This window comes from Acidobacteriota bacterium (assembly GCA_016184105.1).
Taxonomy (GTDB): domain Bacteria; phylum Acidobacteriota; class Vicinamibacteria; order Vicinamibacterales; family 2-12-FULL-66-21; genus JACPDI01.
Map to the genome: position 1 here is coordinate 73,830 of JACPDI010000011.1, position 23,052 is coordinate 96,881.

26 protein-coding genes and 1 pseudogene are annotated in these 23,052 nt (G+C 65.5%); 13 read left to right on the plus strand and 14 right to left on the minus strand.

The genetic code is table 11. The features are described from left to right. Window positions 1-586: 586 nt before the first annotated feature. The 9 genes and pseudogenes from HYU53_04065 to HYU53_04105 all read left to right on the plus strand — a co-directional run bounded on the left by HYU53_04065 (window position 587) and on the right by HYU53_04105 (window position 4,728). Window positions 587-817: a DUF4926 domain-containing protein gene (locus tag HYU53_04065; protein MBI2220360.1), complete on the plus strand. Its 231-nt coding sequence runs from the start codon at window positions 587-589 to the stop codon at window positions 815-817. A gap of 109 nt (window positions 818-926) precedes the next feature. Further along, window positions 927-1,259 (plus strand): helix-turn-helix transcriptional regulator, encoded by a 333-nt coding sequence (locus HYU53_04070; GenBank protein ID MBI2220361.1) that lies wholly within the window; start codon window positions 927-929, stop codon window positions 1,257-1,259. Between the two features lie 218 nt (window positions 1,260-1,477). Then, window positions 1,478-1,831, plus strand: coding sequence for a hypothetical protein (locus HYU53_04075; GenBank protein ID MBI2220362.1), 354 nt, complete (start codon window positions 1,478-1,480; stop codon window positions 1,829-1,831). Between the two features lie 105 nt (window positions 1,832-1,936). Next, window positions 1,937-2,359: a DUF4440 domain-containing protein gene (locus HYU53_04080; GenBank protein MBI2220363.1), complete on the plus strand. Its 423-nt coding sequence runs from the start codon at window positions 1,937-1,939 to the stop codon at window positions 2,357-2,359. A 165-nt stretch (window positions 2,360-2,524) separates the two neighbouring features. Then, complete coding sequence (locus HYU53_04085; GenBank protein MBI2220364.1) at window positions 2,525-3,037, plus strand: DinB family protein; 513 nt, start codon at window positions 2,525-2,527, stop codon at window positions 3,035-3,037. A gap of 87 nt (window positions 3,038-3,124) precedes the next feature. After that, on the plus strand, window positions 3,125-3,685 hold the full coding sequence (locus HYU53_04090; GenBank protein ID MBI2220365.1) for a YdeI/OmpD-associated family protein: 561 nt from the start codon (window positions 3,125-3,127) through the stop codon (window positions 3,683-3,685). A 239-nt stretch (window positions 3,686-3,924) separates the two neighbouring features. Beyond that, window positions 3,925-4,110 (plus strand): type II toxin-antitoxin system HicA family toxin, encoded by a 186-nt coding sequence (locus tag HYU53_04095; GenBank protein ID MBI2220366.1) that lies wholly within the window; start codon window positions 3,925-3,927, stop codon window positions 4,108-4,110. Continuing rightward, entirely contained in the window at window positions 4,107-4,463 is a 357-nt protein-coding gene (locus HYU53_04100; GenBank protein MBI2220367.1) for a type II toxin-antitoxin system HicB family antitoxin, read from the plus strand. Before HYU53_04095 ends, HYU53_04100 begins: the two co-directional genes overlap by 4 nt. A gap of 23 nt (window positions 4,464-4,486) precedes the next feature. Further along, window positions 4,487-4,728, plus strand: a pseudogene (locus HYU53_04105) (DUF4926 domain-containing protein). 273 nt (window positions 4,729-5,001) lie between these two features. Here the strand turns inward: HYU53_04105 and HYU53_04110 are convergent. From HYU53_04110 to HYU53_04130, 5 genes are all read right to left on the minus strand, one after another. After that, the gene (locus HYU53_04110) at window positions 5,002-5,460 is read right to left on the minus strand and encodes a type II toxin-antitoxin system VapC family toxin (protein ID MBI2220368.1); all 459 of its coding nucleotides are present in this window, start codon (window positions 5,458-5,460) and stop codon (window positions 5,002-5,004) included. Further along, window positions 5,460-5,705, minus strand: coding sequence for an AbrB/MazE/SpoVT family DNA-binding domain-containing protein (locus HYU53_04115; protein ID MBI2220369.1), 246 nt, complete (start codon window positions 5,703-5,705; stop codon window positions 5,460-5,462). The genes HYU53_04110 and HYU53_04115 overlap by 1 nt, the downstream gene beginning before the upstream one ends. 273 nt (window positions 5,706-5,978) lie before the next feature. After that, complete coding sequence (katG, locus tag HYU53_04120) at window positions 5,979-8,162, minus strand: catalase/peroxidase HPI (protein MBI2220370.1); 2,184 nt, start codon at window positions 8,160-8,162, stop codon at window positions 5,979-5,981. Window positions 8,163-8,204: 42 nt separating this feature from the next. After that, entirely contained in the window at window positions 8,205-8,762 is a 558-nt protein-coding gene (locus HYU53_04125) for a transcriptional repressor (protein ID MBI2220371.1), read from the minus strand. Between the two features lie 328 nt (window positions 8,763-9,090). Then, entirely contained in the window at window positions 9,091-9,918 is an 828-nt protein-coding gene (locus HYU53_04130; GenBank protein ID MBI2220372.1) for a carbon-nitrogen hydrolase family protein, read from the minus strand. A gap of 307 nt (window positions 9,919-10,225) precedes the next feature. Between HYU53_04130 and HYU53_04135 the strand changes: the two genes are divergently transcribed. The 3 genes from HYU53_04135 to HYU53_04145 are packed head-to-tail and all read left to right on the plus strand — an operon-like array spanning window position 10,226 to window position 13,848. Then, the gene (locus HYU53_04135; GenBank protein ID MBI2220373.1) at window positions 10,226-11,482 is read left to right on the plus strand and encodes an OmpA family protein; all 1,257 of its coding nucleotides are present in this window, start codon (window positions 10,226-10,228) and stop codon (window positions 11,480-11,482) included. 39 nt (window positions 11,483-11,521) lie between these two features. After that, window positions 11,522-12,091: a hypothetical protein gene (locus tag HYU53_04140; GenBank protein ID MBI2220374.1), complete on the plus strand. Its 570-nt coding sequence runs from the start codon at window positions 11,522-11,524 to the stop codon at window positions 12,089-12,091. A 29-nt stretch (window positions 12,092-12,120) separates the two neighbouring features. Further along, window positions 12,121-13,848 carry a hypothetical protein gene (locus tag HYU53_04145; GenBank protein MBI2220375.1) on the plus strand — a complete coding sequence of 576 codons (1,728 nt, stop codon included), beginning with the start codon at window positions 12,121-12,123 and terminating at the stop codon, window positions 13,846-13,848. Window positions 13,849-13,992: 144 nt separating this feature from the next. Here the strand turns inward: HYU53_04145 and HYU53_04150 are convergent, their stop codons facing one another. The 8 genes from HYU53_04150 to HYU53_04185 all read right to left on the minus strand — a co-directional run bounded on the left by HYU53_04150 (window position 13,993) and on the right by HYU53_04185 (window position 21,580). Continuing rightward, the gene (locus HYU53_04150) at window positions 13,993-14,679 is read right to left on the minus strand and encodes a succinate dehydrogenase/fumarate reductase iron-sulfur subunit (GenBank protein ID MBI2220376.1); all 687 of its coding nucleotides are present in this window, start codon (window positions 14,677-14,679) and stop codon (window positions 13,993-13,995) included. 31 nt (window positions 14,680-14,710) lie between these two features. Continuing rightward, complete coding sequence (locus HYU53_04155) at window positions 14,711-16,342, minus strand: FAD-binding protein (protein MBI2220377.1); 1,632 nt, start codon at window positions 16,340-16,342, stop codon at window positions 14,711-14,713. 75 nt (window positions 16,343-16,417) lie between these two features. Then, complete coding sequence (locus tag HYU53_04160; protein ID MBI2220378.1) at window positions 16,418-16,996, minus strand: fumarate hydratase C-terminal domain-containing protein; 579 nt, start codon at window positions 16,994-16,996, stop codon at window positions 16,418-16,420. 4 nt (window positions 16,997-17,000) lie between these two features. Continuing rightward, entirely contained in the window at window positions 17,001-17,870 is an 870-nt protein-coding gene (locus HYU53_04165) for a fumarate hydratase (GenBank protein MBI2220379.1), read from the minus strand. Beyond that, window positions 17,867-18,706, minus strand: a complete 840-nt coding sequence (locus HYU53_04170; protein MBI2220380.1) for a CoA ester lyase — start codon at window positions 18,704-18,706, stop codon at window positions 17,867-17,869. Before HYU53_04170 ends, HYU53_04165 begins: the two co-directional genes overlap by 4 nt. 4 nt (window positions 18,707-18,710) lie before the next feature. Next, window positions 18,711-19,223, minus strand: coding sequence for a MaoC family dehydratase (locus HYU53_04175; protein ID MBI2220381.1), 513 nt, complete (start codon window positions 19,221-19,223; stop codon window positions 18,711-18,713). Window positions 19,224-19,235: 12 nt separating this feature from the next. Next, window positions 19,236-20,414: a CoA transferase gene (locus HYU53_04180; protein ID MBI2220382.1), complete on the minus strand. Its 1,179-nt coding sequence runs from the start codon at window positions 20,412-20,414 to the stop codon at window positions 19,236-19,238. Then, entirely contained in the window at window positions 20,414-21,580 is a 1,167-nt protein-coding gene (locus tag HYU53_04185) for an acyl-CoA/acyl-ACP dehydrogenase (protein ID MBI2220383.1), read from the minus strand. Before HYU53_04185 ends, HYU53_04180 begins: the two co-directional genes overlap by 1 nt. Window positions 21,581-21,724: 144 nt before the next feature. On the opposite strand from HYU53_04185, the gene HYU53_04190 reads away from it, so the two are divergent. Further along, entirely contained in the window at window positions 21,725-22,360 is a 636-nt protein-coding gene (locus HYU53_04190; protein ID MBI2220384.1) for a helix-turn-helix transcriptional regulator, read from the plus strand. Window positions 22,361-22,372: 12 nt separating this feature from the next. Here HYU53_04190 and HYU53_04195 read toward each other — a convergent pair. Beyond that, window positions 22,373-23,052: aminopeptidase P family protein (locus HYU53_04195; GenBank protein ID MBI2220385.1), on the minus strand; the 680-nt coding region annotated here is incomplete at its 5' end.

The window sequence follows — 23,052 nt, forward strand, 5'->3', positions numbered from 1 at the left end:
CTGAAGAATCTGCGGAAGCGATACGGCGGCAGACGCTGGCGGAAACTCAAGGGGGATGCTACCGTTCGACTTGTGAACGGATCGGTTCGGCGGGCTGAGATCCACTGGTACGAGGCTCACGGCGTAGGCAAGAAGGGATTGAAGATCAAGCGCTTCCTGGATTGACGATCATGAGAGTTCAGCAATCGACTTCGTATGCACTGTGCGTTGAAGACGCGGAGGATCTGGAAGCTCGAAAGCTCTATCAGGTCCTCCCGGACCGCGAGGCCGCTCGGGAGGGTTACATTCGCATCGTCGATGAATCTGGCGAGGACTACATCTACCCTTCCGATCTGTTCGTTGCAGTAAAGCTCCCGCCGGCGGTCGTGCGCAGACTCAGAAAACCAACCAAAGCACGGCGTACGCTTCGGCGTGCCGGGTGACCCGCACGCATGAGAGCGCGTTCGGCGTCGTGTACGAGATTGAGGGGCCGATTAAGACGCCCAGCGGAAGGACCGTCCGGTTCTGTTCGGTCTGGCAGGTGGACACTGGCACCGACATGCCCCGATTCATTACCATGTATCCGAGGTAGGACATACCCTTCGACATGTACGGCGACGTGATCCTGACCCGCGACGTCCCCGAGCGTGGGCTGCGTGCTGGCGATGTCGGCACGGTCGTGGAGCGGCACGTCGTGTCGGGTGTTCCCGAGGAAGGCTATTCGGTCGAATTTTTCGACATGACCGGCAACACTGTGGCCGTGGTCACGCTGCCGGCGAGCGCCCTTCGCCTGTCCACACCAGCCGATCGTCCCGCCGTTCGCGCCCTCAGCGCCTGAACCGTCCCTGCCGGCGCACCGGACATAGCGCTTGTCGCTGGCGGCGTCGATTCCTCGCTCGCCATCTTCTATTGACGGTCAACAGATTTTATTTTACTGTGTAAAACAAATGCCGCGCGGAGACCTTCTAGGCTCGCTGGAGCACATCGTCCTTCTCGCATTGATCCAGCTTCAGTCGAACGCGTATGGAATGACGGTGCGTCGGGAGATCGAGGAGCGCACCGGCCGCAACATTTCCATCGGCGCTGTCTACACGACCTTGGAGCGGCTCCAGGCAAAAGGCTATGTCAGCTCGCTCTTGGGCGAGCCCACTGCGGAGCGCGGTGGCCGAGCGAAACGTCTTTTTCGAATTGAAGCTGACGGTGAGCGAGCGTTGCGCGCATCTCAGGAAGCCATTCGCAAGATGACACTTGGGTTAGCGGGGCGTTGGAGAACGACGTGAGCCAGCACTCCCCTTCACCAACGGCCACATGGCTCCTCCAACGTGTTCTGCCTGAGAAAGACCGGGAAGCGATATTGGGCGACTTGATCGAAGAGTACGAACTACGTGCGCGATCGACCACACCGTGGATGGTTTCCCGTTGGTACTGGGGCCAAGCCTGTCGATCCATTCCGCGAATGGTCTGGGACTCAGTTAGTCGCGGACGCTGGCTCCCGACGTTGGGTGTTGCTGTCGGTGCTTACATCGCCGCTGGAGCGCTCGAGTTTGCCGGAACCGTGGCCATCTCGAAACTGCTTACACCAGACGCACCCGTCTTCACGGTCACCAGCCTGGTGGTCGGTCTTGCAACGATGGTGATCGGCGGATATTTCGCCACATGGATTCGCCCCGGAGCGGCAACTGTGATGGCTGCAATTGTGATGATCGTCGTTGCTGTCCTGATGATGACGATGAGCGGCGGCGCATCGCTTTGGTACGGGCTTGCCTTCCTGATCCTCGGCCCACTCGCGGCATTGGCCGGTGGAATTCTCTGCCGCGCCAGGCGTACGGGCGACGCCGATCGCGCTGTGTAGTACGAAGGGGGGACGATGCGAGAGGCGATCCGTCTGACGGTCTTTGTTCTGTCGTGTGGACTCATTGCGTCCTGCGCGATGCCCGCTCAGGACAGCGGAGGTTCCGTGGATCGCTTGCTAGAAGAGCTCGTCGCCCTGGAGCGTTCTGCGCTTGACCGGTGGATTCGGTTGGACCCTGAGGGCTACTTGGACATCCAAGCCGCAGAGGTCACGTATTTCGATCCGTTTACGGAAAGACGCGTCGATGGCCGGGAAGCGCTGCAGATGCGGTTGATGCCGATGAAGAGTCTCAAACTCCCATTCACTGACCCACGCTACGAAATGATTGAGCCGAAGGTACAGCGCCAGGGCGATGTCGCGGTCTTGACGTTCAACCTTGTCAACTATGGAAAACTGCCGGATCGACCGGAAAGCGTGCTGGCTCGCTGGAATTCGACAGAAGTCTACGGTCGGATTGACGGGAAATGGAAGATTATCCACAGCCATTGGTCGTACGTGCAGGCGCAGCCGAAGCCACCAGGTGCGTAGACCAATCCCAACGGAGATCCGAGGCCAGTCACATGACCCCAGCCCTCTCCACGGGCGTTCGAACGCGGCGACAATCGCGCACTTGTTGGCGAAGAACTACCCCGAAGGTATTTGTTAGCCCAGCCAGGGGCGGCGTTGTGGCCTGACCAAAGAGTCGAGGAGCGCATGACCAGACAGCAATTGCTGGACAAACGGGACTTCTTCAACCTGGTGCACGGAATCACACTTCGAGCCATCGAGGCGTTGGCCGATAACGAGCTCGACTTCCGCCCGAAGCCCGGGATGCGAACGCCACGGGAACTTGTATTTCACATCTATGGTCAGGAACAAGCGTTGGCGGAGGCTGCGCGAGACGGCTCGTTCACAATGGAGCTGGCAAACCGGTCGAATCCCGAGGACCCATCCAGGACGGCCGCCGTCAGCGCGCTGGCGACGGTAGCTGACGCCATCGGATACGCTCGCGCGTGTCACGACGCCGCCGAACGTATCTTCAGAGCGATGTCAGAAGACGATGTCGTGCGCCCCGTGAATTCGCCATTCGGAACGTATCCGGCCTGGCAATATCTGGTGTTCGCCTACGACGAACATTGGCACCATCGCGGGCAGTTGTACACGTATTTGCGACTGCTCGGCAAAGAGCCACCGATGCTTTATGACTACCAGGTCTCCGTCGGATGAGACCGTTCGCAAGTCATCTCATGTGCAGGCGCGGCCGAAGCCACCAAGTGTGTAGACCAATTCTCACGGAGCTCGGATATAGGTCGTATGACGGCAGCCCTCATCACGGTTGATGTTCGAACGCGGCAACAATGGCGCGCCTGGTTGGCGAAAAACCACGCCTCGATTCCGGGGATCTGGCTCGTCCGGCATAAGCAACACGCCGGCGTCAAGGCGATGTCCTATGAAGACCTCGTGCGCGAGGCGCTCTGCTTCGGGTGGGTCGACAGTCTGATCAAGCGCCTGGACGACGACTGCTACGCGATCAAAGTCACGCCGCGCAAGCCGGAGAGCAAGTGGTCGGAGATCAACCGACGGCGCTGGAATCAACTCAAGGCGGATGGCCTACTCGCCGCGCCCGGCCTGGCTGCGGCTCCCACGCGAAACATCTATGCCCCGAAACCGGCGATCCCCGAGTTGCCTGCCTACATTGCAAAAGCATTCAAGACTAACGTCAGGGCCTGGCAACACTTTCAGACGCTTGCCCCGACGTACCGGCGCCATTTCGTCGTGTGGATTCACATCGCCAAGCGACCCGAGACTCGGGAAAGGCGTATTCGTGAGTCGATTGAACTGCTCTCGGCCGGCAAGAAGCTCGGGTTGAAGTAAATGGCGCTTTCGTGTCGGCCCAATCAGCTTACGCCGCCAGCCTGACGCTATCGACCTGCCTCAGCCATTCGTGAATCCGGTTCCAACTCGTGAAAATCCGCTCGCCATTTCACTCGTCCAACACCATCAAGAACTTGCGGGCGATCACTGCTGCGACCGCAGATAGGAATCGAACCCATCGATCCCGACCACCAGTTCGCCGCATTGACTAAACCTATCGATAGGTTTACGATCACGAGGTGACATGGGCCGAGGTGATCCGCAAGTTGAAGGCTGCAGGATTCGTCGAGGTCAGGTCCGGGAAAGGCAGCCACCTGCTATTGAAACATCCCACGTCCGGCAAGGAAGTCTGGGTCGCCGTTCACACGAAGAAGGATGCCGGGCGGCTCGGTAATCGCATCCTGCGCGAGGCGGGTGTCGAATGACAATGCTCTATCCGATCGTGCTTGAAACTGAAGATAGCGGCGCCGTGAGCGCCTACGTACCGGGATTGCCCGTCTATGCTGCGGCCGAGACCCATGCCAAGGCAGAGCGCGCCATCCGCGCGGTGTTGACGGAGTACCTGAACGCACACCCGGCCAGTCGGCCAGATGCACGGGTCCGCGTGGCACGCTTCTCCGACAGCGGAAAGAAGGTTGATATCGTCGGCGTTGCTGCCCTGGTGGGGGCCCATCGGAGCGCCACGAAGGCACGCGCCTCGCGAACCAATGGCCGGCTCGGCGGTCGACCTCGCACGACCGGGGCCACCGTTCAACGGCGCGCCAAGGCGTCGCGCTGAGCCGCAAAGGCAACCAAGCGCGGATGCCTGTCGACATGTACGGCGACGTGATCCTGACCCGCGACGTCACCGGGCGCGGACTCCGTGCCGGCGACGTCGGCACAGTCGTGGAGCGGCACGGCGCGCCCAGTGTCCCGGCGAAGGCTACTCGGTCGAGTTCTTCGATATGACGGGTAACACGGTCGCCGTCGTCACTCTGCCGGCGAGTGCCCTTCGCCTGCCCACTCCAGCCGATCGTCCGGCGGTTCGAGCGCTCAGCGCATGAGCCTGTTGAACGCTCATGCGGCCTGCCTGAGGTAGGCCTCTTGCAGCAGCCGGTCACGGCCGCCAAGGAAATCACGTTCCGCGAGTAGTAGTCGAAACGCCGCTACCGGTGTGTCACACGGCTATGCCGCGGTTCGGAGCCGATCGAGTTGACGCAACCAGTTCAGCAGTGGGTTCCAACCGGCGAACGTTCGGCTCACCAGCCTCGCCCACTTATTGACGCAGATGGCGTTGCGAACATTCGTGTACGAAGCGCTGCGGGAAGGCGCGCCAATTATCCGGAGCGAGGCTTGGCCGACGACTTCTGAGACTTGAACGCTGCAGGCGGCGACGATGTCGCTCCCTTCCAGTCCTCCACCTTCAATCCCGGCACGCGTTGGAACTCCGTGGTGTCGTGCGTGACGAGCGTCAGCTTGCGCGCCTTGGCCTGTCCGGCGATCAACACATCGTAGGGACCGATGGGCGTCCCCTTCAATGCGAGTTGCGCTCTGATCTCCCCGGCCTGCCGGGCGTCTTCCTGGTCGAACTCCAGCACCGGAAACCGGAGCGCGTCTACGCGGGCCACGTTCTTCTCGACCCGCTGACTCTTGAACGCGCCGTAGGACAGCTCGTGGACGACGACCGCGGACACCCCGATGTCTCGTGGCGCGTACCGCCGAATGCGGCGCGCGATCGGAGAGGTCGTCTCGTTGAGCAGGGCAATGACAGCGTTCGCGTCGAGGAGATACCGCATCAGCGGAACACCTTGGCGAGCTCAGGCCGCTCCGTCGGTTCGGGCTGCTCGCGCACCGCCGACACGAAGTCGTCATCCAGCTCACCCGCCAGGGCGTCGAGCCACTCCCAGGAGTCGGGCACCGGTTCCAGCACGATGGCCCGCCCACGACGCCGGATCCGGACTTCCCGGCCATCGACACGAAACGCGCGCGGCAACCTCACCGCCTGCGATCGCCCCGACCAGAAGACCTTCGCCGTGTCCATCATGCACCTCCCGGATGAGATATATCAAACGAATATATCACGACAGGTGAGTACCCGCCAGCCACCGCGACCTCGCGCCGCTCGCTGCAGCCCCTCCAGCTCCCGCAGCCACCCGTCCAGCTGATTTCAACTCACGAAAAGGCGGCTCACCAGCCTTCGCTCACGCGCGTTCCGCGAAGCGTGAGCTTCGGCTCGGCAAGCCAGGCGAAGGCTGTCGCGCCGACGCTGCTCCCGAACGTCGGGACTGCGGTCCTTGACGCGCGCATGTCGCGATCAGGCAAGCTCGAATCGATCGAGATTCATGACTTTGTCCCACGCGGCGATGAAGTCACCCACGAACTTCGTCCGCGAGTCGTCGCTCGCGTAGACCTCCGCCAGCGCACGAAGCTGGGAGTTCGAGCCGAAGACGAGGTCGACGCGGCTGGCGGTCCACTTGACCGCGCCCGTTCGGCGGTCGCGGCCCTCGAAGACCTCCTCGGTCTCGGACGTCGCCTTCCATGTCGTGTCCAGGTCCAGCAGGTTCACGAAGAAGTCGTTGGTCAACGCCTCGGGCTGCCTGGTGAAGACACCGAGCGGGGACTGCTGGCGGTTCGCGTTCAGCACACGCAGCCCGCCCACGAGCACGGTCGTCTCGGGAGCGCTCAGCGTCAGCAGCTGCGCCCGGTCGAGCAGCAGCACCTCCGCCGGATGCCGGTGCCCCGTCGCGAGGTAGTTCCGGAACCCGTCCGCCGTCGGCTCGAGCACGGCGAATGACTCCGCGTCGGTCTGCTCCTGCGACGCATCCGTGCGTCCCGGCGTGAAGGGCACCTGCGCGTCGCATCCGGCGTTCTTTGCGGCCTGCTCGACGGCGGCACACCCGCCCAGCACGATCAGGTCGGCAAGCGACACCCTCTTTCTCCCGCCAGCCTGCGCGTCGTTGAACGCCTTCTGGATCCCCTCGAGAGTCTGCAGCACCTTCGCCAGCTCCGGTGGGTTGTTGACGTCCCAATCCTTCTGCGGCGCGAGGCGAATGCGAGCCCCGTTGGCGCCGCCACGCTTGTCGGTGCCGCGGAAGGTCGACGCCGACGCCCAGGCCGTCGAGACCAGTTGGGAGATGGACAGCCCCGATGCGAGGACCTTGCTCTTGAGGGCCGCGATGTCCGCCGCTCCGATCAGTTCGTGGGTGACCCTGGGGACGGGGTCCTGCCACAACTGCGGCTCCGCAGGAACCAGCGGGCCCAGGTACCGCGAGATGGGCCCCATGTCGCGGTGCGTCAGCTTGAACCACGCCCGCGCGAATGCGTCCGCGAACTGGTCCGGGTTCTCGTAGAAGCGCCTCGAGATCTTCTCGTAGGCAGGGTCCATGCGCAACGAGAGGTCGGTGGTCAGCATGGTTGGCGCGTGACGCTTGGAAGGGTCGTGGGCATCCGGAATCGTGCCGGCGCCTGCGCCACCCTTCGCAGTCCACTGATGCGCACCGGCCGGGCTCTTCGTCAGTTCCCATTCGTAGCCGAACAGGTTCGAGAAGAAGCTGTTGCTCCACTTTGTCGGCGTGGAGGTCCAGATGACTTCCAAGCCGCTGGTGATGGCGTCGCCGCCCTTGCCGGAGCCGTAGCTGTTCGTCCAGCCGAGACCCATCTCCTGCAGGGGAGCAGCCTCGGGCTCGGGGCCGACGTGGCCGACGGGCGCGGCCGCACCATGCGTCTTGCCGAACGTGTGCCCGCCGGCGATGAGCGCGACGGTCTCCTCGTCGTTCATCGCCATGCGACGGAACGTCTCCCGGATGTCTTTGGCTGCGGCGAGCGGGTCAGGGTTGCCGTTCGGCCCCTCCGGGTTCACGTAGATGAGACCCATCTGTACGGCGGCCAGAGGATTCGCGAGCTGACGCTCGCCGCTGTAGCGCTTGTCGTCGAGCCACGTGTCCTCGGTGCCCCAGTTGATCTCCTCCGGCTCCCAGACGTCCTCGCGCCCGCCGGCGAAGCCGAACGTCTTGAACCCCATCGACTCCAGGGCGCAGTTGCCGGCGAAGACCATCAGGTCGGCCCATGAGATCTTCCGGCCGTACTTCTTCTTGATCGGCCACAGCAGCCGTCGCGCCTTGTCGAGGTTCGCGTTGTCCGGCCAGCTGTTGAGCGGCGCGAAGCGCTGCTCGCCGCCCCCCGCACCTCCGCGGCCGTCGCTGATGCGGTACGTGCCCGCACTGTGCCACGCCATCCGGATGAAGAGCGGCCCGTAGTGGCCGTAGTCGGCCGGCCACCAGTCCTGCGACGTCGTCATCACCTGCTCGATGTCCTTCTTCAGGACATCAAGATCGAGGGACTTGAACTCTTCGGCGTAGTTGAACTCCGCGCCCATGGGATCGCCTGCGGGCGGGTTCCGGTGGAGCACGTTCAGGTTCAGCTGATTCGGCCACCAGTCCTGGTTCGACGTGCCGCCGTGCGCTCTGCCCGAGAACGGGCACTTCTTCTCGCTGTCCATGTTGACGTTGACCTCTTCTGTGATGGGATGCAGCCCCGGTTGTCAGTCCCGGCGGATTCTCTTCACCGTCCGTTGACGGGATCGTCCGGCCCTCCGTGCGCGATCCGTCGCCGGCTTCGACGGGTGGATCGCGCCGGAGCGGGATGGCCTGCCCGTCGTAGCCTGGGCGGAGGCGGGCGCTTGGGACTGAGCCAGGCAATCCGGACAGCGCCCCCAATAGGCGACCTCGGCCTCGTCGATCTCGTAGCCCCTGTCGTCGACCGCCGTGAGACAGGGGGCGGAGCCGACCGCGCAGTCGACGTCGACCACACGGCCGCAGATTCGGCAGATCAGATGGTGGTGGTTGTCGCCGACCCGAGCCTCGAAGCGAGCCGGTGATCCGGCGGGCTGAATGCGCCGGATAAGGCCCTTGGCGACCAGGACGCCGAGGGCGTCGTACACCGACTGGAGCGAGATGGCACCGATCTCGGTCCTGACGGCCTCAACCGCGGCGTCGGCCGTGATGTGGGGCTGACCCGCTACCGCCCGCAAGACAGCCAATCGCTGGGCCGTCACCTGGATACCGCGTTGCCGAAGGAGGTCAGCTTGGTCGGTGGCCACACCGTCAGTGTAGATCAATTCTTTGACTAATTCAAAGCTTTGATCCTCTATGGATCTCTGCTTCGCGACCGGGTTGGCAACCTGGTCGCGAGACCGAATTCTCCATCCGCGTCTCGCCGGGCCACGACAGCCTCAGGCAAGGCGCGAGTCAGGCAACGCGCCGCAGGCTATCAAGGCAGGTCATCCATTTCGCGATCTGGTTCCAACTGGCGAACGTCAGGCTCACCCCCGACGCGAGGCTTGCCGGCCGGGCGCTCGCGAAGCGCCACTTCGGCTGACCGGGCTCGATCCGGTCTGGGAGGCCGACTCACGGCAGGCGTGATCGCGCCTACTTCACCAGCCAGCCCGCGTACAGCTCCGGGCGGCGGTGCTGGAGGAAGAGCCGTCGCGCATGTGAGGTGCGCGCCTCCGCGAGATCGAGGTCCGCATACAGGATGTGGTCCTCGCCCGCCGGCGCGCGCGCGAGCACGCGCCCGTTTGGCGCGCACACGAACGACTCCCCCGAGAACTCCAGCGTGTCTTCCCTGCCCACGCGGTTACACAGCGCGGCGAAGTAGCCGTTCTGAAACGCGGCCACCTGCAGCTCCGCCTCGTACAGTCCGTCCGGCCACTCGCCCGGCGTGCCCGCCTGCGGCACGACGACGAGGTCCGCGCCGTTGAGCGCGAGCGCGCGCATCATCTCCGGGTAGTGGCGGTCGTAGCAGATGCACACGCCCACCTTTCCGGCACGCGTGTCGTAGACGACGGGCCCCGTGTCGCCGCGGGCGTAATACCCCTGCTCGTGAAAGCAGGCGTACTCCGTGATGTGGGTCATGCGCGTGACGCCGAGGAGCCGGCCGTCCGCGTCGATGACCGGCGAGCTGTCGAACGTGCCGTGGGCGGCACGCTCGTAGAGGTTCAGCACCACCACCATGCCCAGCCGGCGCGCGGCCTCGCGGAACGCGTCGGTGGTGGGGCCGGGAACCGGCTCGGCGAGCGTGGGGTGATCGGGCGCGGCCGGGCGCTGCGGGTGGAACCACTCGAAGGCCAGCTCGGCGAAGCATGCGAGCCGCGCGCCCTTCGCGGCGGCGGTTTCCAGGTGCGCGAGACCGCGCGCGACGTTCTCCGACTTGTCGCGCGTCGCGTGCTGCTGGACGAGGGCGATTCGAAGCGACATGGGTTCGCCGTCAGCTTACCGCCGAACGCGCCACAAGACGACTAATCGATTAGTTCTCGATGACGACCTCAAAGGCATCAAGCTGACCGCGTTGCGGATGGGTCCAGCTGATGGTGGCGTCCTCGGCATCCACCGAATCGCCCTCATTGGGCCGGATCGTTCTTTTCGATCCGCGGGCGCGTTGCCACGATTCTTCCCGAGCCGTTGACGACCCCCGCGATGCGCGGCTTCGTCGATCTGCTCGCGCCGCGGGCACCTTTTTGCTACACTCGCCCCTTCCCACTGTCACGGAAGTGAGAGGTGTCCCATGGTGGCTCCGCCCGTTGGTCGTCCGCCGGGCCGCTCGTTTGCCATCGCCGTGATTGTCGCGTACGCCGTGCTGCCAGCCGGCTGCAGTCGCGACGCCTCCTCTCACGCGGCGTCGCCGGCCGCGGCCGCGCCCGCGGCGGCTGGATCGTCCGCCCCCACAGCCGGCGCCGGCGCTTCGGCGCCAGGCGCGCCCACCGCAGCCGCTCCCGGTGCACAGGCCCGCGCGCTCACGCCCCCCGCCAATCTCGATTTGTCGCGTTTCCCCGGGATTCCGCTCTCCGAAGGACTCATCGTCGTGTCCGGTGTCGCCGAAGAGCGCGGCGACTATGAAGTCGTGAAGCGGATTTCGCTTCCGACCACCGATCGCGTCCAGATCTCGTACTCGGCCACCGTGCCCGTTTCAGGGGAACCGACCGAACTGCGCGGCAGCCGAATCGTGCTGGCCCGCGACCTGCAGTCGGCCCGCATTTACCGGGTCCGGTGGCTATCCGGTCGGACGGAGCTTGCGCGCGGAACAACGGCACTCGGCATCTCGACGGAGGTGTTCGAGGAGGTGCGAAGGGACGGGCGATCCGAGTGCTCGCTCGCGTCGATCGAACAGGCCGATTCGATGATCGGCGCCACGGGCCTGCCCAGCCCGGAATACGAAGGGGAACTCGAACGCGTGGAATCACACCCGGTGCCGATTCCCGTCGTCCTCGACGGCGAGCGTGAGTGGCTGCCGGCGATCCACGCGAAGGGCACATTCGAGGGACTGACCGGCGATGTGAGCGCGGAGTTCTGGTTTCTCGACGATCCGCGGAACCCCTTGACGCTGCGCGCCATCATCGGCACGGCCCGGCTCGTGGTCGTGCGGATCGACCGGCCGAAGAGCGCCGACAGCGGCCGGCTCGAGCGGGCCTTGTCCGGCGACGAACAGGTGGAGCTGCCCGGCGTCTACTTCGAGTTCGCGAGCGCGCGCCTGCGGCCCGAGTCGGATGCCGCCCTTGCTGAAATCGCCGCCGTGCTGCGCCGCCACCCGGACTGGAAAGTCCGCCTCGAGGGTCACACCGACAGCGTCGGCAGCGCCGAGTCCAATCTCAGGTTGTCACGCGCGCGCGCTGGCGCGGTCCGACAGGCGGTCGTTGAGCGCCTGGGCACGGGCGAGGACCGGCTGCAGGCCGAGGGTTTCGGCCAGACCAGGCCGAGAGAGAACAACGACACCCCGGAATCCCGCGCGAGAAACCGGCGCGTCGAGATCGTTCGCGTCCGCTGAGACATCAAAGGAGTGATCACCGTGACCCGAGCAAATCGGATGGCCCTGGCGCTCGTCGCCGCCGCTGCCGTTGCGTCCGGATGCCGCGCGGATCCTTCGCGCGCCGCGTCGGATGCGGGCACACCGGCCCCGGGCGAGAAAGCGGCCGCGGCCGGCGCCGCCGCGGCAGCCCCATCGCGTCCGGCCCGGAACGCCTGCGCGTTGGTTCCCCGAGAGCAGGTCGAAGCCATCGCGAAAGAAAAGCTCGACATGCTCCACAACATCGAAGAGGAAGACAAGACGATCTGCGAGTTGACCTCGGCTGCCACGAACACAATGCTCGTCTCCGTCACCGTCTACTGGCGTGGTGGAAAGGAGCTCGCTCGCGTCAACCGGGCGGCGACGAGCATGGCAAAGCAGATGATGAACGATGACGAGGTGGACATCGAGGAGTTGACCGGTTCCGAAAAGGTGCGGGGCCTGGCGGACAAGGCCTACTACAGCGACCTGATGCCGTCCTGGGTGCTCAAAGACGACGTCCTCATCGAAGTCATCTCGCCACGATTCGGCCACGATCAAACAAAGAGTGTGTTCCTGGCTGTCGCAAAGCAGGCTCTCTCCCGGCTGTGACCCGGAGACGGCCGGCCTCGGAGCCAATCATGAGATGGGCACCTCGCATCACGAAACCTGCCGTTGCCGCCGCACCCGGCGTCGTGCTGGCGGCGTTCATCGCCTGGATGCCAGCGGATGCTTCGAGCGCCGCGCGGACGCAGGCGCCGGCGGGCAGCGACGCGCCGGCGACGACACCGGGCGCGCACGTGGATGTTTCCGCCAAGCCGGCGGTCGTACTCTCCGGGCAACACGTCGTGATCGCGGGGTCTACCGGCTACAGCGCCAAGCAGCACCAGGCATCCGTGCGCGTGCGGCACGAGTCGGGAACGCCGGCCGTGACGCTCAGTGCCGCTGTTTCACCGAACGGGCAATTCAACGTCACGTTTGCGGATACGAAAAAAGGGGGCAAGTACCAGGTTACGGTGACCGCGCCGGACGGCAAGGGCAGCGGCGCCACCGCATTCCGGGTCCACTCCATTGCCACGCTGGCCGGCGAAGTCGAGAAACTCTCGGGCGAGCTGGACCAGCGAACGAAGAAGCTCCTCAAATTCCTCCACGAGACGGCCAGCGCGCTGCCCGCCTCCGCCGAGAGAGATCAGCTCGTCGCCAGCGCGCAGAAGCTCCAGCAACGGGCGGACGCCGTGCACCTGCCGCCCGCCAAGATGCTCGCGGAACTCGGGAAGCTGGTTCCCCAACCGAACGCCGCCGGCACGGCTGACCCGACGATATTCCAGGGACTGCGCGACTGGGTGCCCGAAGCGGAAGCGGCGATCGAGCAGATCGACACCGCGCGCATCGGAGAAAAGCCAACGCCCCTGTGCGAAACGATGAACACCGCGATCGAGGGGGCCAAGTTCGCCTCGTACGCGTTCAGCATCAGTAAGAGCCTGCTGACGACACTGGGCAAGATCGCCGTCGACAAGGGCGTGCCCACTTTGGTGGAGAAGCTCGGCTTCCAGGGGGCGACGGGCACGAGCCTGTCGTACAACATCAAGGTTGCTGCCGACGGCTTTCAGGGGGCCGTCGGCGGGATCACGACTGCGATCACCGGCCTCACCGACTTCGTGGAACTGGGCATCAAGTCCATGTTCGACAGGTACTGCGGTTCGTTCGACGGGCCGCTCAGCGTGTCGATGACGATGGTCTGGAACGATGGCAGCCAGCCGTGGTTGAAGTATGGCGTCCGGCTGGACGGCCGCTTCAGGCTCCGGTTCCCGAAGAACTCTCCTCCGGGAAAACCGGTCTACCTCACGGGCGAGCTGGAGGGTAACGCCACCAACTTCACGTTCTGGGAGGACGTCACGGTGGCCGAACCGCTCCCGAGGGGGATCCTCGTGCTCGAGCGCCGGTGGCTGGCGCCGATTCCATTCAAGAACAGCACCGCTTCACCGGTCGATTTCGGAATGGTGGCGCGCACGATCACGCCGGCGTATTTCAACGTGCCGGTGATTGGCGAGATGACGGGCGACACGATCAAGATGCAGTTCAAGGAGGCGCGCGTCGATTTCACACCCGTCGTGAAGAATCGCCTTCTGTTCGTCGTGATGACCCCGCTGATGCCCGACTACAAGCTGTTCACGTTCCCGATTCAGAAAGCGCACTGGATTCTCTCGAAGGGCTTCTCGGACCCGACGACATTCACGGTGGTCGGAACCGGAGCGCAACGAGGGATACGGCTGGCCAGGAGCACATCCCACCGCGAGACCGCCAACAAATCCGTCGTCGTCGACTGGGTGATCGATGTCGATGCGCGCAAGAGCGCCGAGGGAAAGTAGCCCGGCTGGTCGGTTGGGCAACCGCATCCTGCGCGAGGCGGGCGTACTGACGGCGTACCTGAAGGCTCATCCAGGCAGCCGGTCGGACGCAACGGGGCGGCGCCCGAAGTCAGCTGGCCGTTGAGCTCGAGGGCGGGCCTCCCATCACGCCTCGCTCCCCATCTGCTCGATCAGCGGTCGAATATCCACGCCCGCCGGACACACGAGCGCGAGGCGCTCGGCCAGCCGGGCGCGCGCCGGCGGATCCAGCGACTGCAGCGCTCGCAGGCGGTCGCGGCCGACCGCGTCGCGCGGGTCGAAGGCGAGGCGCAGGATGCGCGCGACGACGGACGGATTCGGAATCCTTCTTTCGACACCCTGCCCGGGGTCGCAGATGCCGCACAAGACGCACGTCGTCACCTTCCACAACTGCTCGGACCGATCCTGCCCGATCGAGCCCTCGTATCGGGAGTTCGGGACCAGCCACGCCTGGAATTGCGCCAGCGCGTCAAAGAAGCCGGTCATGTCCACGACCAGGTCCCGGAGTACGGGAAACGACGGCAGCGGTTCCACGAGGAGATCTGCCCCGGTCGTGTCGTCGCGTGCGGGTGGGACGCCGCCGAGCAGCGTTTGGCACAACAGGCGCGGCGCGCCGTTGACGATGCCCGCGCAGGCGCCGCAGATGCCGCTCCTGCAGGAACACCTGAATGCGAGCGTCGCGTCCTGGGTCTCCTGGATGTCGAGAAGCGCATCCGCAACCGTCTTGCCCGGCCCCAGCTCCACGACATAACTGGCCCAGTGACGCGAACTGGACTGGGGCTCGAACCGCCGTACCGCAATCTTCAAGGGCACCAGCTTCCCCCCTGACGCTCGACCAACGCCATCAGTACACCCGTGCCTCGGGCGCCAGGCGACCCAGGCGAACTTCACCGTCTTGAAATTGCGGCCCATCAGGCGTGCGGCGCGCGAACGTGTGCTGAAGCCATCTCCGGTCGTCACGGCGCGGGTGGTCCGTTCGGAAGTGCGCGCCCCGGCTTTCAGTCCGCCGAAGGGCGCCCCCTGCGACAACCTCCGCGACATCCAGGAGAAAACCAAGCTCCCAGTGCGCGATCAGGCGATAGTCGAATGGACCCGTCGGCGGCGCGACGCCGAGCGAACGATACTCCTCCCGCAGCATTCGAATGTCGCCGGCTGCCGCCGACATTTCGTCCGCACGGCGGAACACGCCAACCCTTCGCGTCATCACCTCGGTGAGTGCCCGCCGCAGCCGCACGACGTTGTGAGCATCGCGCTGAAGATCCGTCCGTGGATCGAAGCGGGAGTTCCAGTCATCGCCGAACCGCGCCCACGACTGCTTCGCTTCCGCGCGACCCAGCTGGGATGCGGCGTCGGCTGCCCGCCGGCCGGCCCGCCGCCCAAAGACGACCGTCTCCAGGAGAGAATTCCCCCCCAGCCTGTTGGCGCCGTGCACGCTGACGTTCGCGCACTCGCCGGCGGCCAGCAGGCCGGGAAGAGAGGTCTGCCCGCTCACATCCGTGCGAATCCCGCCCATGCTGTAGTGCTGGGCGGGCTCCACCGGCAACTGGTCATGGGCGATGTCGACCCCCGCGTAGACGCGTGCGAGCTTCCGTACCTGCGGGAGCCGCTGCTCGATGATGTCGCTCCCCAGGTGCGTGAGATCGAGGTGAACGTATCCGCCGCTGAACGCCCGCCCGTCCCGAATCTCGCTGGCGATGGCCCTGGAGACAATGTCACGCGGCGCCAGCTCCATGGCGTCTCGCGCGTACCGGGCCATGAACCGCTCCCCCGCGGCGTTCCGGAGGTAGCCCCCCTCGCCCCGCGCCCCCTCCGATATCAGGATGTTCGTGCCCACCAGGGTGGTGGGGTGAAATTGAACGAACTCGAGGTCCGACAGCACGGCACCCGCACGATAGCTGATCGCCACGCCGTCCCCCGTCGACCCCAGCCCGTTCGTGCTCTTCGCGTACACGCGGCCGTAGCCGCCCGTGGCGAGGATCACCACGGCGGCCCGTACCGTTCTCAGCCGGCCTGCCGGCAGATCCCAGAACACCGCGCCGGCCACCCGTTCGTCCTCCACGAGCAAGGCGAGCAGGTGCCATTCAACCAGCAACGGGATATCGGCGCGCAGCACCTGCTCGTACAGCGTCTGCAGCACGACGTGCCCCGACATGTCCGCGGCATAGCAGGCGCGCGCGTACGACGAGCCACCAAGCGCGCGCTGGGCGATTCGCCCTGCACCCGTCCGCGACCACATGACGCCCAGGCGGTCGAGCTGAAGAATCACTTCCGGTGCTTCCGAGCACATCGTGTCCACGGCGTCCTGGTCCGCGAGGTAATCGGAACCTTTGATGGTGTCCGCGGCGTGCCCCTCCACGGAATCGGCCTCCGCCATCGCGGCGTTGAACCCGCCCTGGGCCGCGCCGCTATGCGACTGCGTGGGGTACACCTTGGTCGCGATCATGACGCGGCCGGGCGGCACCTGCAGCGCCGCCATCAGGCCGGCGAGGCCTCCTCCAACGACGAGCACATCGGTCTCGTGATCCACGAATCTCCTCGTCCCCCCCCGGGCTCAACTCGATCGATCAGCCGTACGCCGCCAGCGCGCCCGTGCGGTCTCGTGAAAGTTTCTCCCCGCCAAATCGATGATCACCGTCAGGGGAAAATCCACCACCTCGAACCGGTACACGGCCTCGGGTCCCAGGTCCGGGTACGCCACGACATCGGCCCTGACGATGTGTTTGGCGAGAAGGGCGCCGAGTCCGCCAATCGCGGCGAAGTACACCGCGCCGTATTGCACGAAGGCCGCCGCCGCATCACCGTGCAGCTCCCCTTTGCCAATGATGCCCCGCACCCCGCTCGCCAGGAGCGCCGGCAGGTACGGAGCCAGCCGCGCGGTGGTGGTGGGCCCGGCCGATCCGACGACCTCGCCCGGCTTGGGGGGTGACGGGCCGACTGCGTACATCACCTGGCCTGCCAGCGCCACGGGCAGCGCGTGCCGCTCCTTCTCCGCAGAGACCAACCGGGCGGCACTCGCGTCTCGCAGCGTGAGCACGCAGCCGGTCAGCTCCACGGTGTCGCCAGCGTCGAGGCCGCGCAGGTCCGCGCCTGAAAGTCCCCGTTCGCAGTTCACTCGCAGAGGGCCGCTCATCGCGTCACAGCGTGGCCGTCGCGCGCCGGTTCGAATGGCAGCCGATGTTGACGGCCACCGGGAGGCCCGCGATGTGCGTGGGGTGCAGCTCGATGTTGACCGCCAGGGCCGTGACGGTTCCGCCCAGCCCTTGCGGCCCGATCCCGAGCTCGTTGATCGCCTCCAGCAGCTCGGCCTCCAGCTCGCGCACATGCGGTTGTGCGTGTCGCCGAGCGATCGGCCTCAGCACCGCCTTCTTCGCCAGGAGAGCGGCGGTCTCGAACGTCCCGCCCACGCCCACACCGACGATGAGAGGCGGGCAGGCATCGGCGCCGGCGCGGTCGACGGTCGCGATGACGAAGTCGCGAACGCCCTTTCGTCCGTCAGCCGGCGTCAGCATCGCGAGCGCGCTCTTGTTTTCGCTGCCGAATCCTTTTGATGCGACCGTCAGCGTGACGCGGTCGCCTGGCACCAGATCCACGTGAATGACGCCCGGTACGTCGCTCGCCGAGTTCCTGCGCAGCAGCGGCTCTCCGATCACCGACTGACGCAAGTACCCGTCGCGGGTGCCGTCCCGGATGCCATCGTAGATGGCCTCGTACACATCGCCGCCGACACAATGCACGTCCTGCCCCAGCTCGACGTGCACGACGGTCAGACCGCTGTCCTGGCACGCCGGACGTTTCTCGCTGGCCGCGACCTCGTAGTTGCTGATCAGTTGGGCGAGAACCCGCCGGCCGACCGGGGACTCTTCGCGATCGGCAGACGATCGAAGCGCCTCGAGGACGTCGTCCGGGATGCAGTAGTTCGCCTGCACGAGCAGGCGCGCCACGGCCGCCCGCAACGTCTGCACATCGAAGCGCCGCGGTGAGCGTTCGGCCACGTCGTCGTTCATCGGCGTTCCCGCTGCGATCGTTTCAGGATGGCCCGCGCGCGCTCGACCATGGGCCGATCCACCAGTCGATCGCCGACACGCAGGGCGCCCCGTCCTTCACGCTCGGCTTCTTCGTACGCGGTGACGATCTGTCGCGCCTGCCGCAGCGCCGTTGGCGCCGCGTCGAACGCCGCCTGGACAGGCGCGATCTGGTCTGGATGGATCAGCAGCTTGCCGCCGTATCCCAGGCGCGCCACGCGCCCGCACACGTTTCTCAGCCCCTGCAGATCGCCGAGGTTGGCGAAGATGCCGTCGATCGGCGGCAACAGCTGCAGCCGCCGGCTTTCGAGCACCAGCTGGGTCCGCACGTGCCACATCAGTTCCGAGTCGTCCGGATCCTCGACGCTGAATAGACCCAGATCCAGCGAGAGGTCCCACGTCCCGACCGCCACCCGCTCCACGCGGCTGCTGGCGCCGACCATCCTGTCCAGTGCGGCCATGCCTGCCACCGATTCGACCAGCAGGAGAAGATGGCTCACCTGACCGCCCAGGGCGGCGACAGCGTCCGGATCTTCGGCCTTCGGCAGCACCGCGCCGTGCGCGTGGCGCCATTCGACGGATCGGATGTCTTCCTGGAAGTGCCGCGTCCTGCTGTCGTTGACGCGCACCCATCGCTGCGGTCCGGCATGCGCCCGCGACTCCTGCAGGCGCCTGTTGAGGACGCTGCGCGCCTCCTCTTTGCGCGCGTCAGGCACCGCGTCCTCCAGGTCGAAGATCACGGCGTCGGCGCTCGAGGCAAGCGCCTTCACGCCCTTGCGCTCGTCGTGCGCCGGTGCAAAGAGATAGGTGACGGCCACTCTGTTAATCGCCAGCGGGCCCGGTGAACTGCGTCCGCGCGGTGGGCGGCACATGCCCGCGCTTGTACACCATGAACGTGCGCTTGAACTCGATCACGACGCTGTTGTCCTGCTTGAAGCCGGTCGTCTTGACGCGGACGATCCCGACGGCGGGCCGCGACCTGGATTCGCGCTTCTCCAGGACCTCGCTGCGCGAGTACACGGTGTCGCCCTCGAATAACGGGTTCGGCAGCCGGACTTCGTCCCACCCGAGGTTCGCCATGGCGTTCTGCGAGACGTCCATCACGGACTGGCCGGTCACGAGCGCGAGCGTGAACGTCGAGTCCACGAGCGGGCGGCCGAATTCGGTTCCTGCCGCGTACGCATGATCGAAGTGGATCGGGTTCGTGTTCATGGTCAGGAGGGTGAACCAGACATTGTCGGCGGAGAGCACCGTCCGTCCCAGCGGATGAACATAGATGTCTCCCACCTCGAAGTCCTCGAACACCCGGCCCGTCCAGCCTTCCTTCGTCGCCATGGGTTCCCTCGATCAGATGATGCCGGCCTGCCGCCACGCGGCAATCGTGGAGGCATCCACGCCGATTTCCCGCAGAATCGCGTCCGTATGTTCGCCCACCTCTGGAATCGGCCTCATCACCGGCTCGACGCCCTCGAACGTCATGGGCGGTATCAACGCCCGGATGCGGCCGTTGGGCGCCTCGACGTCGCGCCAGCGGCTGCGGGCGGCGAGTTGCGGATGCTCGAGGAATTCCTGGACCGTGTTCATGCGCGCGTTCGCGATCTGAGCGCGATCCAGGCGTTCGATCACGTCCTCGGCCGACAGGGACGCAAAGACCTCCACGATCATCGCGTCCAGGCGCTCGCGGTACTGCACGCGCGCCGAGTTTGAACTGAAGTGCGGGTGGCCGGCGATCTCCGGGCGTTCGATCACCAGCTCGCAGAACCGTTTCCATTCGCGTTCGTTCTGGATGCCGAGGTACACCACCCTGCCGTCGCCGCTCGCGTACGGTCCGTACGGGGCGATCGCGGCGTGGCTCGCCCCGGTTCGTGGGGGCGGAACGCCGCCGTAGCACGTGTAGTACATCGGGTATCCCATCCACTCGCTCAAGGCCTCGAGCAGGGAGACTTCCACTTTCGTGCCCTGCCCCGTCTGCGCGCGCATGAGCAATGCGGTCAGCACCGCGGAAAAGGCGTACATGCCGGACGCGATGTCCGCGATGGAGATGCCGACTTTCGACGGGACCTGCTCCGTGCCGGTGATGGAGAGAAGGCCCGTCTCGCTCTGGATCAGCAGGTCGTACGCCTTCTTGTCGCGGTAAGGACCGGACGTACCGTAGCCGGAGATGTCGCAGATGATCAACCGGGGAAATTCCGCCCGCAGGTCTTCGGCGCAGATGCCGAGCCGCTCGAGGGCGCCTGGCGCGAGATTGTGGATGAACACGTCGGCTCGCGACAGCAGCCGGCGCAGCACCTCGATGCCCTCAGGGCATTTCAGGTTCAGCGTGAGCGACTCTTTCGATCGATTGAGCCACACGAAGTGGCTCGCCAGGCCATTGACCGTCGCGTCGTAGGCCCGCGCGAAGTCACCCACGCCCGGCCGCTCGATCTTGATCACGCGGGCCCCCAGGTCCGCGAGCTGCCGGCTCGCAAACGGCGCGGCGACCGCGTGCTCCACCGACACGGCTGTCACGCCCTCCAGCGGCAACATCAGAACGACCTCGGCAAGTGCAGCACGTGTTCGGCCAGGTATGCCAGTATCAGGTTCGTCGAGATCGGCGCGACTTGATACAGTCGCGTCTCCCGGAACTTCCGCTCGATATCGTACTCCTCGGCAAACCCGTATCCGCCGTGGGTCTGCACCGCCACGTTCGCCGCCTCCCAGGACGCGTCGGCTGCCAGCAGCTTCGCCATATTCGCCTCGGGCCCGCATGGCTGATTCGCGTCAAACTGGCCGGCGGCCCGGTACCGCATCAGGTCAGCCGCTTCGATGTGCGCGTACGCGCGCGCGATGGGAAACTGCACCCCCTGGTTCTGGCCGATTGGGCGTCCGAACACCACCCGCTCCTGCGAATACCGGCACACGCGTTCGATGAACCAGTGTCCATCCCCGATGCACTCGGCGGCAATCAGGATCCGCTCGGCATTCAACCCGTCCAGCAGGTAGCGGAAGCCTTTGCCTTCCTCGCCGATCAGGTTCTCGACCGGCACTTCGAGGTCGTCCAGGAACAGCTCGGTCGTCGCGTGATTCATCATCGTACGGATCGGACGGATCGTCAGCCCGCGTCCGACCGCCTCGCGAAGGTCCACCAGCAGAATCGAAAGGCCGTCGGTTCGCTTCTGCACCTCCGCGAGCGGCGTCGTCCGCACGATCAGCAACATCAGATCGGAGTACTCGGCGCGCGAGATCCACACCTTTCGTCCGTTGACGACGTAGGTGTCGCCCCGCCGCAGGGCGGTTGTTTCTATGCGAGTCGTGTCCGAGCCGGCGTTCGGCTCGGTGACGCCGAACGCCTGGAGGCGGAGCTCACCACTTGCGATCCTGGGGAGGTACTGCGCCTTCTGCGCGTCGGACCCATGGCGCAGGAGCGTCCCCATCGTGTACATCTGCGCGTGGCACGCCGCGGCGTTCCCACCGGAGCGGTTGATCTCTTCAAGGATGATGGACGCCTCGGTGACGCCGAGGCCGGAGCCGCCGTACGGCTCGGGGATCATCGCGGCCAGGTACCCGGCGTCGGTGAGCACGCGAACGAACGCGGCCGGGTAGGCCCTCTGTGCGTCGAGCTCCCGCCAGTAGCTGTCCGGGAACCGCGTGCACAGTTCGCGCACGCCCTGGCGCAGGCTCGTCTGAAACTGCGAGACGGCGTGATCGGTCACGGGACGCTCCCCCCGTGGTCTAAGAAATCAGCGATGGATTCCCCTTCGCGTATCGCCATGACACGAGTCCACGACAGACGATTACGAACGGTATCATCTACGTTAGTACAGCGATATTTTATTTTTCGGCACTACGGCGATCCGGTGCGGGAAGCCGCCGAAAAGATCGCGCTGCTCCGACGTTCGCGCGGCCTGACGCTGGCGGCCCTCGCCCGCAACGTCGGGCTCAGCGCGAGACAGCTGGCCGCCGTTGAGAGCGGCGAGAAGGCTCCCGACTTGCATCTGCTGCTGCACCTCGCGCGGGAGTTCCGCCGTCCGCTCGAATACTTCTTTGCGACGACGGTCGAGAGCCAGCCGCACCACTTCATCCAGCGCGCCGCCGACATTGCGAAGGTGCCGGTTTCCCAGCGGAAGGGGTCGGCCGGAAGCTCCGGCGGTGACGCGCACGTCTTTCGACGGCTCGCGAGCGGCTTCCTCGACGCGGGCATGCACCCCTACTACGTTCAGGTGAGGTCAGGGCATGCGGACGGCATGATCACTCACGAGCATCACGGCCAGGAATTCATCTACGTGCTCGACGGAGAGCTGGAGCTGGTCACGTTCGTCGAGAACGAAGAGGTCGTCGAACCGCTGCGGGCCGGCGATTCGGTGTTCCTCGAATCCAGCGTTCCTCATCTGCTGCGCAGCCAGGCCCGCAACCCGTTTTCCACCACCAGCGCGGAGGTCATCGACGTATTCTGGAGCCCGCTCGGCGAAAGCTATCTGTTCGAGCCGCAATAGCCGTCGCGCCGGCTAGAGGTACACGATCGGCTCCATCGGCAACTTGGACATCATCTCCGCCCCCTTCTCGGTGACGAGGATGGTGTCGGAGCAGATGGTCCGGACTCCGCCATCGCCGGGAACGACCACGTTGGGGTGCCAGCTGATCACCATGCCCGGCTCGAGGATCACGCCTTTCGTCCCCTCTTCGGTAATGCGGCCCCCCTCGTGGTTGTCCATGCCGATGAAGTGGCCGATCAACACCGTCGCACCCTCCGCGTAGCCCTTGTTCTTGATGTGATTGTTGGCCTTGACGTAGACGTCCCTCAGCTCGCGGCCCGGTTTCATCTCTTCGAGCATGATCTGGAACGACTCGTAAATGACCTGGGCGCCCCGCTTCTGCGACTCCGGCACGTCGGAGGGCCGGGCGAGCGCGAAGGTGTACATCCGCTCGGTCTGGTAATGCCTCAGCGGAACGATCGGCTCGCAGAGCACGATGTCGTTCTTCTGAATGACGCGGTCCTGCGGCGGCGTGGCCCAGATGCCTGCGGAATACGGAGCGGCGCCCAGGATCAGGCGCGGACTGTCCGCACCCTCCCTCATCAGCGCGCAAATCACCTCGGTGAAGATCGCCCGATCCACCGTTCCCGGCACCAGCATCTTCCTGATCAGCGGCACCGCCACCTCGTCGCTCAGGCGCGAGGTCCACTTCA